General features: G+C 55.6%; 13 protein-coding genes. 4 read left to right on the forward strand and 9 right to left on the reverse strand.

Features of this window, described 5'->3' with window-relative positions:
* Positions 1-6: 6 nt before the first annotated feature.
* Positions 7-777 (forward strand): siderophore-interacting protein, encoded by a 771-nt coding sequence (locus BN2591_RS07120; protein WP_086870227.1) that lies wholly within the window; start codon positions 7-9, stop codon positions 775-777.
* Between the two features lie 36 nt (positions 778-813).
* Here the strand turns inward: BN2591_RS07120 and BN2591_RS07125 are convergent, their stop codons facing one another.
* The 6 genes from BN2591_RS07125 to BN2591_RS07150 form a co-directional block, all read right to left on the reverse strand.
* The gene (locus tag BN2591_RS07125; RefSeq protein WP_086870229.1) at positions 814-1983 is read right to left on the reverse strand and encodes a coiled-coil domain-containing protein; all 1170 of its coding nucleotides are present in this window, start codon (positions 1981-1983) and stop codon (positions 814-816) included.
* A gap of 268 nt (positions 1984-2251) precedes the next feature.
* Complete coding sequence (locus BN2591_RS07130; RefSeq protein ID WP_086870231.1) at positions 2252-3394, reverse strand: response regulator; 1143 nt, start codon at positions 3392-3394, stop codon at positions 2252-2254.
* The gene (locus BN2591_RS07135) at positions 3387-4481 is read right to left on the reverse strand and encodes an HDOD domain-containing protein (protein ID WP_086870233.1); all 1095 of its coding nucleotides are present in this window, start codon (positions 4479-4481) and stop codon (positions 3387-3389) included. Before BN2591_RS07135 ends, BN2591_RS07130 begins: the two co-directional genes overlap by 8 nt.
* Positions 4472-5581 carry a sensor histidine kinase gene (locus BN2591_RS07140; protein WP_086870235.1) on the reverse strand — a complete coding sequence of 370 codons (1110 nt, stop codon included), beginning with the start codon at positions 5579-5581 and terminating at the stop codon, positions 4472-4474. Before BN2591_RS07140 ends, BN2591_RS07135 begins: the two co-directional genes overlap by 10 nt.
* Before the next feature lie 5 nt (positions 5582-5586).
* Positions 5587-6699 (reverse strand): FIST N-terminal domain-containing protein, encoded by a 1113-nt coding sequence (locus tag BN2591_RS07145; RefSeq protein WP_086870238.1) that lies wholly within the window; start codon positions 6697-6699, stop codon positions 5587-5589.
* Positions 6700-7089: 390 nt separating this feature from the next.
* Positions 7090-7461 (reverse strand): STY0301 family protein, encoded by a 372-nt coding sequence (locus BN2591_RS07150; RefSeq protein ID WP_086870240.1) that lies wholly within the window; start codon positions 7459-7461, stop codon positions 7090-7092.
* 290 nt (positions 7462-7751) lie between these two features.
* Here BN2591_RS07150 and BN2591_RS07155 point away from each other — a divergent pair, with 290 nt between their 5' ends.
* Complete coding sequence (locus BN2591_RS07155) at positions 7752-8372, forward strand: DapH/DapD/GlmU-related protein (protein WP_086870242.1); 621 nt, start codon at positions 7752-7754, stop codon at positions 8370-8372.
* Positions 8373-8377: 5 nt separating this feature from the next.
* On the opposite strand, the gene BN2591_RS07160 is transcribed toward BN2591_RS07155, so the two are convergent.
* Positions 8378-9730: an MFS transporter gene (locus BN2591_RS07160; protein WP_086870244.1), complete on the reverse strand. Its 1353-nt coding sequence runs from the start codon at positions 9728-9730 to the stop codon at positions 8378-8380.
* Positions 9731-9859: 129 nt separating this feature from the next.
* Here BN2591_RS07160 and BN2591_RS07165 point away from each other — a divergent pair, with 129 nt between their 5' ends.
* The gene (locus tag BN2591_RS07165; RefSeq protein ID WP_086870246.1) at positions 9860-10768 is read left to right on the forward strand and encodes a LysR substrate-binding domain-containing protein; all 909 of its coding nucleotides are present in this window, start codon (positions 9860-9862) and stop codon (positions 10766-10768) included.
* Between the two features lie 69 nt (positions 10769-10837).
* Here the strand turns inward: BN2591_RS07165 and BN2591_RS07170 are convergent, their stop codons facing one another.
* Together BN2591_RS07170 and BN2591_RS07175 are read right to left on the reverse strand one after the other, a co-directional pair.
* Positions 10838-11386 carry a flavodoxin family protein gene (locus tag BN2591_RS07170; RefSeq protein WP_017457750.1) on the reverse strand — a complete coding sequence of 183 codons (549 nt, stop codon included), beginning with the start codon at positions 11384-11386 and terminating at the stop codon, positions 10838-10840.
* Positions 11387-11439: 53 nt separating this feature from the next.
* A complete protein-coding gene (locus BN2591_RS07175) occupies positions 11440-11871 on the reverse strand; it encodes a DoxX family protein (protein ID WP_086870248.1) in 432 nt (143 codons plus the stop codon).
* A gap of 167 nt (positions 11872-12038) precedes the next feature.
* Here BN2591_RS07175 and BN2591_RS07180 point away from each other — a divergent pair, with 167 nt between their 5' ends.
* Positions 12039-12437 (forward strand): winged helix-turn-helix transcriptional regulator, encoded by a 399-nt coding sequence (locus BN2591_RS07180; protein ID WP_020456379.1) that lies wholly within the window; start codon positions 12039-12041, stop codon positions 12435-12437.
* Positions 12438-12449 lie beyond the last annotated feature (12 nt).

Below are 12449 nucleotides of genomic sequence, written 5' to 3' on the forward strand. Positions count from 1 at the left end.
CCGATTATGACTACCAATCCTCAACGCTATCCCCAGCGAGTGCGCAATGAGCTGCGCTTTCGCGAGTTAACTGTTTTGCGCGTCGAACGTGCGGGTTCGGGCTTCCAGCGCATTGTGCTCGGCGGCGAGCAACTGGATGGCTTCACCTCCCGTGGCTTTGACGATCACTGCAAAGTTTTCTTCCCGCAACCGGGCACGTACTTTGTGCCGCCAGTGGTGACCGACGAAGGTATCGTCTGGGGCGATGGCCCGCGACCGGCTTCCCGCGACTATACGCCGCTGTACGATGCCGGCCGCCACGAACTGGCGCTGGATTTTTATATTCACGACGGCGGCGTAGCGAGCAGTTGGGCGATGCAGGCGCAGGTGGGTGATCAATTGACTATCGGTGGGCCTCGCGGTTCGCTGGTGGTGCCGGAAGATTACGCCTGGCAACTGTACGTTTGTGACGAGTCCGGCATGCCCGCGCTGCGCCGCCGCCTGGAGGTACTCAGCTTGCTGGCGGTGCGCCCGCAAGTCACGGCAGTGGTAAGCATTGCGGATGCTGCTTATAAAGACTATTTCGCGGATGTAAACGGTTTTGATATTCAATGGGTGCAGGGGCATAACCCGCAGGCCGTTGCCGACAAGCTGGTGGCGATAAGCGTGCCGGAAAACGACTATTTTATCTGGCTGACCGGGGAAGGGGAGGTCGTAAAATCGTTGATGACGCGCTTTGAATCGGCTGACATCGATCAACACCTGGTGCGTGCGCAAGCTTACTGGCACAAGAAATAAGCGTTAAGCCCGGTGCGATTACCGGGCTCGTTGCGCTCAGGCCACTTCGTCGTACTCGGCTTCGCTGACCTGCTGTTCCAGCGTCTGGCGGATCTCTGCCAGCGCTTTCTCCTGCTGGCGGAAGTAGGTTTCCCTGTCGCCAAGCGTGGAGATCAACTGCCAGGACTCCTCTTTTTCCAGCGTTGCCAGCTCTTCAATCAGGCTGGCAATATGCTGTTTGACCTCAAGAATACGCTGGCGCAGGCGCTGCAGATCGTTGAGACGATCGCTTGCCATTAAGGGTTCCAGCCCTTTTTGCAGGCGGGTCAAAATCGAGCGAATGGTGCTAAGGTCGCCGCGCTGGCGCGCCTGGTTAAGCTGCACCATCATGCTGTGCGCATCGTTTTTCAGTTCGTTATCCACCAAATCCGGGTGGCAAAGCTTACTGGCCTGACGCCACAGGCGTTTCAGCTCATGACGCTCGTCTTCGCTCATCTTCTGCTCAAAGCTAAAGCGTTTTTCCGCGTCGTGCTGCTGCTCCTGGTAGCTTTCATACTCCTGACGCGCTTCGTCACGCGCCTGGCGCGTGGGCTCTTCTTCCCGCGTGAGGCCACGTTCCAGCTCCTGCGCTTCGGCGAGCAGCGAGGCAATCAATTCGCTTTGTTGTTGCAGATGCTTACGTGCTTCTGCCGCCTGCAATGAGTGGGGAGGCATGCTCTGCCAGCGTTTCGTCAATGTCACTAAGACTTCCACCGCTTGCGACAGGTATTTCTGGCAGCGCAGATAATCCGCCTCGCGACGGCGCGCTTCCGCTTCCTGGCGGCGTACCGCGGCTTCAGCCAGCGTTTTACGCAGCCGCAGGATCTGTGACATCAGCGGCCCAAGGCGGGTTAAATAGAGATCGTTGAACTCATCCAGCAACTGGATACGCGCATTGCGTTTATCAATGAGTTCGCGCATTTGCTCTTCCAGCGCTTTCAGCTCCAGCTTGCTGGCGGCCACTTGTGGATCCTGCCAACTGACCACTGAGCGCTGGTTTTGCAGCCAGACGGTGATGGCGCGCATCGCTTCGCTGTAATTTTTCTCTTCAAGCGCGTGAACGATAAACGCTAACTCCGGGTCCGTAACTTCATTTTTGAGTAAAGGAAGCTGGCTGAGGATGATGCCGTCATCCTCCAGTTCAATGGCGTATTTGATGATTTCAAGCCGTTTTATAGGTTTGTTCATGGCGTTTCGTCAAAGCGCGTTGAGTGTGTTAAAGGGAGTTGTTAATTCATCAAATCTGGACCATGGATGCAAATCTCGCAATAGCCCGGAGCCATATTACATGGGACATATTTCAATGCGTTAGTCTTTCTGTGAAAATTGCGTTTATGGCGTCTTTTTGCCGCGAAACGAGTGAAAAGTTGCTTTATGGCGGGGAGTTTGCCCCCGCCTGTCACGGTTTATCCGCTTGCAGCATAACGACGCAATTACTCTCCCGATCGCTTGCCGATCATACCGATGCGCTGCTGTCTGGCAGCCCGCGAACCCGGATGGGTTCCTCAATGGCGTTCGCTGCGAGCAAGCGCTGCAGAGCCGAGATCGCGGTGTCGGTCAATTCGTGCCCTTTGGTCAGCACCATCAAGCCATTGGTGGTGCGGATATCTTCATCAACCACCCAACCCGGCATCAACTCGCGAATACGCGCAGAGCGCACGCCGGTCACATTGGAGCGGAAATCTGACAGGGATTTAATAATGTATTCAGGTAACGGTGGGTGTGCCGCCCGTAAAATTTCCCATGGCCGCTCCAGGCTCCATCCTCGCGCCGCATGCCGCTCCAGTTCAAGGGCTGCGCGCAGCAGATGAGCACCGCGTAAAACCTCAAGCGGTACATTCGGTGCCGGCTCTTTTGCCTGGTGGCGAATGATCCCGGCGACCAGTTCAAGACGGGGAATATTTTCCACCAGTTTTCCCGCGACGTCGGGATGCCCGAGCAACAGCTTTTTCTCCTCCTCCGAGAGCTTGCGTTGAGCGGCATCAGCCTGAACGATATCGGCGGGAATACCGACACACCCAATTTGGCTTAATGATGCGGCAATGGTGTAAATCCACTCATCAGGCCACTCCAGCTTCGGCAGTGCGTGGCGGACGCAAGATTGTGCGAACGCCGCCCGCTGAAAGGCCCACGGTGCGACCATGGCAAGCACTTCCGTCAGCGTTTTGACCGAGGCGGTGAGGGTGGTTGCCAGCAGCTCTTTTTCTGCACAGACGAGACGATACTGGCGCACGGCGTCATTAAGCGCCGCGACCAGTTCGTCTTTCGGACACGGTTTGCAGAGATAGCGGAAAATGGCGCCTTTATTGATGGCGGCAATAGAGGACTCCACATCGGCCTGGCCGGTAAGCAGGATCCGCACGCTATCGGGCGAGATCTCCCGCGCTTTCGCCAGAAAAGTGGCGCCATCCATACCGGGCATGCGCATATCGGACATGATCACCGCAAAACGTTCTCCCCAACGAACCGCGTCCAGAGCGGCTTCGCCGCCCGGCGCCACGACTACATCAAATTCACCAAACAGGTTTCGTTCCATCGCGGCGAGCACGTTAGGTTCATCATCTACGCACAGCACCCTGGGCAAGGCGGTATCAGTCATGAAGAGTGTCCTGTAGGTTAGCGAGCATCTGTTGCCATAAGGGGAGCTGGTCAAGCACGCCTGCTTTTTCAAGGTAATCGCGATCGGGGGGGCTGTTGTTGGCCAGCGCCACAGCGACATGCACCACACCAGGCGCACCAAATACACCATGTGCGAAACGTGCGGGCTGAGCGTGCCCCGCCACGATGTCGACGATCTCCAGTGGTAATCCCCACACTGCCAGCAGGTAAGCGCCGACTGCTGCATGCATGGAAATAGCATTACATGTTGTTGTTTCGCTACCGATCTCGCTCATTTCGGGGATCAGCTTCGCAATATTGGCGAGTAGCGCGGCGGTGGATTCCAGCCCCTGATGGCCCGCAATCCGGGCGGCGAGTGAAGAGGCAAGAAGAGAACGCCGGCGTAACTCGCTGACAAAAGGATCTCTTTTCGCATCGGTAAAACAGTGTGACGCCAGCACCAGTAATTTCACCTGCTCCATGCCGAGCAGCGTAATAGCGCTACCGATATCGTGGATCGGCGAACCTCTGTTGAACCAGACTGAGTTTGCAAGCTGCATGATTTTGGCGCTCAGCGCCGGGTCGCTGCTCAGCAATTCGGCAATCTGTCGGGCATCGCTCTCGGGATTATTGAGAAGATGCTGAACGTCAGTAAACACCTTCGGCGCGGCTGGTAATTGATTGATTCGTCCGACCACGTCGAGCACTAACGGATCGTTGAACATCGTGCGCAGAGAAAGCGCGCTTTCAATCATCTCTACTAACTTCGCATTGTCGCAGGGTTTAGAGACAAATCGATGCGCGACTTCGAGCATACGCTGGGTGGCACCTGGTTCTGAATAGCCGGATAAAATGATGCGTATCGTACCTGGCCAGCGGTTACGCACCAGCGCCAGTAACTCTGCGCCATCCATGAAGGGCATGCGCATATCGGAGACCACGACATCCGCCGGTGTCTCTTCCAGCATGGTCAGCGCTTCAGGGCCGCTGTTGGCGAAGCGGCACTCCCATTCGGTATCTTGCATCATGATGGCGCGCTCAATGCCTGAAAGCACCCGGCTTTCGTCATCAACGAACATCACTTGCATGCAGGCTCATCCTCGTTGCGGCAATTGAGCGGAAATTGCAGGATAAATGTGGAACCCACGCCTTCTTCTGACTCGCAGCGAATCTTGCCATTATGTTTGTCCACCACGGTGGAATAGACAATCGCTAAGCCCTGTCCCGTGCCTTTACCCACCGCTTTAGTGGTGAAGAACGGATCGAAAATGCGATCGCGAATGGCGGCGGGTATACCGCTGCCATCATCCTGGACACGGAGTTCTAAATAATCGCCGTTTTGGAATGCTGAGATAACGATGCGGCCTTTCTCTTTCACCCCTTCCTGCAGGGTATCCGCAATGGCGTGGGCGGCATTGACCACCAGGTTGAGAATGGCCTGGCCGACCATGTCACGCAGGCAAGGGAGCTGCGGTAAGTTGTCGGCGACGTTGGTTTCGAGCTCCGCCACATATTTCCATTCGTTGCGGGCCACCGTGACCGTGGTATTAATCACATCGCGCACATCTATCCGCTCCTTCACATTCTTCGAAGGGTGGGAAAATTCCTTCATCGCGGCGACAATCCGCGCAATATGTTCAAGCCCTTCCAGAGACTCGTCCAGTGCGCCTGGAATTTGCCGACGCAGAAAATCAATTTTTGTGCGCTTCAATGTGGTATCGAACTCTGCCATTGCCGGATCATCGGCCATTTTTTCTCGCGCGACTTCAGCGAGCGCGAGGGCGGCATTCAGCAGTTTTAGCAGCGAGTCCGTGGCTCCCTTTATGAAGCCAACATTATCGGACACATACTGCGTCGGGGTGTTAATTTCGTGGGCGATACCGGCGGCGAGCTGACCGATAGACTCCATTTTTTGCGCCTGAAGTAACTGAGTTTGCGCCAGACGCAATTCGGCCAGCGCTTTTTCCAGCTCATGCCGTTCGTTTTCTAATTCCATTGTCTTGCGCGCGACCACTTTCTCCAGCCCGACGTTTTGTTCGAGAATGGCAAAAGGGGTGGCGTGACTGTGCCGGGCTTCCTGGGCGATGCGGCGTTTCAGCACATCAATGGTTTTATCCCGGGCTGCGAGTTTGCGCTCGTAGTCGGCAGGGGTAAGACCCGGGGTAGAGGCTTCGGAAAACAGCGACATGAGATTTACCCTCCAATGGCGACACCGGTAAATGTCTGGTTGACATGCAACCCGTTGTACTGCTCACCGTAGGTTGAAAAACCCACCACCCGGTTCTGCACCATGATTTCGCCAATCTGTTGCTCCAGCCCCTCTTTTTCGAACTGGAGACGGCGCAGGATACAATCGCAGCCAATGATGACCGCAGGGTTTGGGATCGTCTCGTGCACTTTTTCAAACGCCTGACTAAAGGTCTGGATCGGATCTTCCGCTTTGCCGATCGAAACGATCAGCCCCTCTTCGATAGCGCAATAACAGGTCAGCGAGAGATCGTCATTCATTTTCTGAATGGAACGGACGTAGGGCTCATCTCCGAAGGAGAGCACCAGCGGGTTGCGGGAAAAGACGGTTGGCGTCAGTTCGTCGACGGTAAGACCAAGGGATTCAGCATAGATCTGCGCGGCAGGTTCACCGTTGATCTCCATAATGAGCCGTTTTTCCGCGTCCGCCTCGGTGATAACCAGCTCGACGTCGCTGGGTACGAAATGTTGGATCTTAAACGTGGCGACCGGTGAACTGGTTTCGATAACCGCGAAAACGGCAGCGTCAGATATGAAATTGCCATCCCCATCATAAATAAAGCTTTTTTCGAAACGCAGATCGTCACCGGCGGAGCCGCCAATGAGGGGCACATTACCAATCTGTTGATAGAGATTGGCCACCAGCCGCTCTTCGGCCATCGACAGACCGTCCACCAGCAGCAGACCAAAACGATGCAGGTTGGGTCTCTCTTCGCTGTCGCGGCGAATGGTTTCCGCGATATCGGTAATGACCGAGGTGTAATCAAGCAGCGGGTGAATGATAAATGCGCGGGCGTGAAAACCACGACTCAGCCCAAGACCCATCAGCCCTGAATGCTGAAAACCTTCCGTACCAATATGACCGGAGGAGGTACAGCCGATGCAGGTGCAGGAGAAGGTGTTTTTTAATTCGCGGCCTAGCACCTGCAGATCGTAATCCGGAGAGCAAAAGAAAAGAATGGTTTCAACATCTTCATGACCGATTTGGGCGGCAAACTGGGCAACAGCTTCGACCGGATCGGGAGATTCACTGCTGGCATATCTGGGCTGGAAACTCACGGCAAATTCTCCCACTCTGTGCAGCGGTTTTCGCCCCTGCGGTAGCATGGCCCAATGTGTTGCGCATTGGTCTGATGAAGGAAGATTAGGAGTTGGGTGAGTAAATATCAAATCGGCAGGTTGATAATTTGACAGGCTTTTTACTTCTCTTTTCTTTTTGTATCGGCAGGGTTAATTCAGCGCATTTCCGCGGGTACAGACGCGGCTGAAGGACTAACTTTTTAAGCGCAGAAGTTGCTCGGCGAAGAGATGAGCAACTTGTTGATGAAGTGATTCGGGGCCATGAGTAATGGTCGATATGCTGTGGCGTGTGGGGGCAATTACCCAAAGAAATCATCGCTTAGCTCATTCTGAACGCCACTATTTCATTCCTCACTTACTGCGGCGGGATTATTGGCAACGGGCGATCAGATTATTGTACTGGTCATACGAGACCGAGCATTCCTGCGCCGTTGCCGGAACCATCAACCCGACGGTTTGCCGCGTATTTTTATACCGGCATACAATGTAGAGCGATGTTGTATGCTGCCTTGCTTCGTCCTGATAATCTGCCAGGGTCCAGACCGTGTCTTTATCTGTATCTGGCATCAGTTCGACCCGCTCATTTGGCGGACCGACAAACAAGCTGGCATCCGCCAGGGCATGTTGCTTCATATTCGCGTTCGCGGACGGAAATTGCGGGCACTGTATGCTATCTGCCTGCGCAATTCTGACGAATGACAACACAGCGACAGTGAAAAGAGTACGTTTACTCCACAACATAATGATTATCCCTCAGTTTTCCGCACGTGGTATAATGATTATCCCTCAGTTTTCCGCACGTGGTGCCCTATGAAAATGAATCATGAGTTTGCTGACACGATCAGGAACTGCCACCTTTTTACCAGAGGGGACGTTCGGCGAAAAACTCACTGTAACATCCTGCCTAGAGTCAATGAAGACATTACTAATATCGTAGTGTGTTAATCAATGGGGAGCAGATCATCTCCCCGTCATTTTCCCTACACAGAACCGGCATAAAGTAGTGCGATCTGTCATGAGGGAAACCACCGATGAAGCTCGTAAAACTCGCCGAAACCTGGATAGACCCCAGCGTGCGCATACGTGAATGCAAAGTTGGTCAGCAGTGTGAAGTGTTGGCCAACAGCCTGATGGAGTACGCCACGCTGGGGGATTTCTCCTACCTGGGAGAATACTGCACCGTCGCCGATGCGCAGATCGGTAAATTTGTGGCGATCGCCAACAACGTGCGTATCGGCGCGCCCAATCATCCGATGGAACGCCCGTCACAGCATCGCATCACCTATTGCCCGGAGTACTACTCTGCCAGCGCCACGCGCGATCACGACTTTTTTGCGCGTCGCCGTGGCGACAGCGTCACCATTGGCAATGATGTTTGGATCGGCCATGCGGCCATTGTATTGCCTGGCGTCACCGTGGGTGACGGCGCGGTGATCGCCGCCGGTGCGGTAGTGAGTAAAAATGTCGCCCCTTACACCATCGTCGGCGGCGTTCCGGCAAAAACGATCCGCCTGCGCTTCCCGCCGCATATCGCCCGGCAGTTGCAGCAGATTGCGTGGTGGGACTGGCCGCTGGAAACCCTCATCGAGCGGCTGGCTGATTTTCAGGATGAGCGCATCGAGGCATTTTGCGAAAAGTGGAGTAAACCGTAACAGCGCTATCGCTGCTCCCGGCTGCAGAGTGCGATCAACATGCCCGCCACGGCTGCGCCGCACAACAGATGAAAGACGACTGACCATGCTGTTAAGTCCGGCTTCGCGCCCAGCAACACGGAAATGATCGCGAGCATCATCGCTCCGGCGATGTACTGGCTGGTAATCATCAGCGCACTGGCGCGCCCCTGCTGGTGCGCTGGCACCGCCGTTAACCCCACGGCAAGCATTGCCGGGTATATCAATCCGTGGCCAATACCGCTCAGCGCAATGCCGAACATAAACGCGGGCGACATCGGAGCCTCCAGCGACATAGCAAGCAGCAACAGGCCGAGCGCGGCGCTGGCAAATCCTGCCGTCAGCACTTTCGCGCTGGCATAACGCGCCGTTAGTCGGGTGTAGAGCGTGTTGCCCGCCACAATCAGCAGTGCCAGCGGCGTGAACAGCAGCCCGGTGGTGACGGCATCGAGCTGTAATGTCTGTTGCCACAAGAGTGTCATGGCATAGAACTGGCTGCCGACGCTCGCCATATAACAGGCGCTGCTCAGCCAGCCACTTTGCAGGCCTGGCAGGCTGCGCAAGGTGCGCGATAACAGCGGCTGCGGGGCAAAGCGCTCATGCAAAATAAACAGCAACAACATCGCCGCTGCCAGCCGGTTGGCGAGAAAATCCGCCGTGCCCGTTTCGCCATAGCGCATTAACGCCCATACCAGCGCGCCGGCGGCTGCGCAGCCAACCAGCGCACCAACGCCGGAGCGTGGCGTGTCACGTTGCGGGATCAAGTGCTGAAAATCGCGCTTCACCCGCCACAGCGCCAGCAAGCCTGGTGGCAGGTTGATAAAGAAAATTGCCCGCCAGCTTAGCGTTGTGAGTACGCCACCGAGCACCACGCCCGCCACCAGCCCAAGTGCGCCAATCGCGCTCCAGATTGCCAGTGCGCGGCGGTGAGATTCGCCATGAAAGCGTTGCCCGATCAGGGCCAGCACCGCGGGTTGCAACAGCGCAGCGGCGATGCCTTGCCCGGCGCGGGCAACCAGCAACAGTTCGCCACTGCGAGCCAGCCCGCCGAGGACAGATGCCAGTAAAAACAGCGGCATGCCGGTGCTGAAAACGCGCCGTGCGCCAAAGCGATCGCACAGGTTTCCGCCCAACAACAACAGCGCGGCGAAGGTCAGGCCGTAGAGCGACACCACCCACTGCATCGTGCTAAGCGAGAGCTGTAAATCGTGCGCCAGCGTCGGCAGCGCAACGTAGACAATGGCGTAATCCAGCGCGATAAGCGCCTGGGCGATGCCGGGTGCCAGCAGTGCAAAATAGCGTGTTGAAGCGGGCGCAGTCAGTGTGTTGAGTTGCGTCATGGGGTTTTCCTGTTAATCTGCAAGAGGTGAATAATCTTCATGATTACTTCGTATGCATTACAGGCTACGCCCTGATTTATGGGTAAGGCAAAGTCATATTCTTCAGCTAAGGATGAGTTAAATTCAGCCATGCGTACACGCCGTTTACCGCCGCTTTCCGCTATTCGCGCTTTTGATGCCGTTGCCCGCCATGCCAGTTTTAAAGCGGCGGCGGAGGAGATTGGCGTGACGCCAACGGCAATCAGTCATCAGATCCGTGTGCTGGAAGCGTCTTTGAACCAACGCTTGTTTAACCGTTCGGCGCGCGCAGTCACCTTAACGGCTGCCGGAGAGATCCTGTTTCGTGCATCGGGGAATATGTTTGCCACGCTGCGCGAAGCGGTTGATGCCATCGACAATGCCAGTCAGCCGGGGGTGTTGACGCTAAGCACCACTTCCAACTTCCTGACCAACTGGCTGGTGCCGCGCCTTCCTTCGCTGCATCAACGCCATCCTGAACTGGAGCTGCGTTTGCACAGCGGCACCGATCTGGTAGATCTGCGTGGCGCAATGGCAGATTGCGCGATCCGTTACAGCATGCAGGCCGATGAGACGCTGGATAACACATTGCTGTATCGCGATCGCTTTGTGCTGGTCGCCAGCCCGCAACTGGTGCTGAAGCGTCCGCAAGATCTGGTGGGTTTAACGCTGTTCCATATCGAAAACCGCCATGTACCAACGCCGGAACCGGACTGGCAGCACTGGCAAGCGGCGTTTGGCCCGGCAGGTTTACCGGTGCAATCTGGCATTCGTTTTGATGATGAGACGCACGCGATTCAGGCGGCGATAGCCGGGCAGGGCGTGCTGCTCGCCAGCGAGTTGCTGATCCAGAACGCGCTGGCTCAAAAGCTGCTGCGTATCGCGTTGCCGGGCAACTTACCCGGCGGGAATTATTATTTTGTGACCAGCCGCGAGAAAGCGCAGCGACAAGATGTGCAGCAGTTTAAACAGTGGGTGCAGGAGGCGTTTGCTGCTGTGAGCATTCCGGCAGAACGCTAAAGAGGTGCTGTAAGCACTCACAAAAAAGCCAGGTTTCCCTGGCTTTCTGTTATTGAATTACCGGAAAACTCAGTTAAACCGGCGCGCGATATCCGCAACGCGTTGGCCGAATTTCACTGCGGTATCCAGATCGCCGGAGGCGATTTGGTCTGCGCCTGCATCGGACGGAGACTGCACCAGCAGGCCAACGGAGCCGCCGAGGTTGTTGATGTCCTGGCGCGTCGCGGCCAGTGTATTCGCGGGCAGTAAGCCCAGGCTTACCCAGATGCCGCCATGCTGTGAGGCCAGCGTTTGCAGGTATTGCAGCGATACTTGTTTGTCGCCGTTCAGGCTGGCGCTGTTGCTAAAACCGGCGAAAACTTTGTCCTGCCAGGCGCGGGTGAACCATGCTTTTGAACTGGCGTCGGCGAATTTTTTAAACTGCCACGGCACGCCGCCCATATAAGTTGGTGCGCCGAAAATGATCGCTTTTGCGTCATTCAGCAATTGCCAGTCGCTCTCCTGAATATCGCCGTTATTATCAATGACGATAAGCTGTGCGTTGGCGCCTTCGGCCACTTTCTCCGCCACTGCTTTGGTGTGGCCGTAGCCGGAATAATAGATCACAACAGTAGACATAATTTTCCCCTATCGAAGAGAGATGTCGTGCAAACCAATTTGCACGATCGCCATCATTTTTCTTTGCCAGCAAACAGGGTGTATTTCCCCGCGCCCAAAAACATAATGCTTAAACCACCCAGGAAATAGAGCGCCTCGCTTTCCAGACCCCATGCGCCAACATTGGTCAGGGTAAAGAATTTCCCCGTGCCGACCAGTAATGTGGCGACCAGAATATTGAAGGCGTAAATAAACGCCGCCTGACGAGTAAACAGACCGATAATAATCAGCACTGGCGTAATGATTTCGCCAATGAATACGCCGTAAGCAATAAAGCCCGGCAAGCCCTGCGCCACCAGCATGCCGGAAATCCAGCCGATGCCATGTTGCACTTTGGCCACGCCGTGGAACAGCATCAACACACCAAATGTCAGACGCAACAGCAGCTTGCCAAATTCCGGGTGCGTGGTGAGCCTGAGAAACGCATTGTTCAGCCGGGTAATCATCCTTTTATTCCTTACTCGTGCGCAGGAGAACTTTTGCCATTTCTGGCACCTTAGTATCAAATAGAAACTTAGGCTTTGAGTTATACACATCCGGTTCCGGTTGCGGAAGAAGGCACCCCAAGGGCACTACGTTTCCTCAAGGAAACCTACTACGAGAGTTTGTCGTTATGATTAAGCCGTCCATTCCTTACGATATCTACGATAACCGCTGTCCGACGCGCGATATGCTGGCACGTCTGGCGGATAAATGGGCGCTGCTGGTGCTGGCGCGGCTGGAAAATGGCCCGATGCGCTTTAACGGCCTGAAACGGGATATCCGTATGATCACCCAAAAGGTGTTAACCCAGACGCTGCGCAAACTTGAGCGTGACGGCATTATCGCCCGCCAGGTGTTTTACACCGTGCCGGTGTCGGTGGAGTACAGCCTGACGCCGCTGGGTCGCACGCTGACGGAAACGGTCTCCGTGCTGGCGCACTGGGTGGAGCACAATATGGATGCGGTGCTGGCCGCGCAGGCGGCGTATGACGAGGCGAACCCGGCCAAAATAAAAGAACCCACCGCGTAGGGTGGGCTCGTG

This window comes from Kosakonia pseudosacchari (assembly GCF_900184035.1).
Classification (GTDB): Bacteria; Pseudomonadota; Gammaproteobacteria; order Enterobacterales; family Enterobacteriaceae; genus Kosakonia; species Kosakonia pseudosacchari.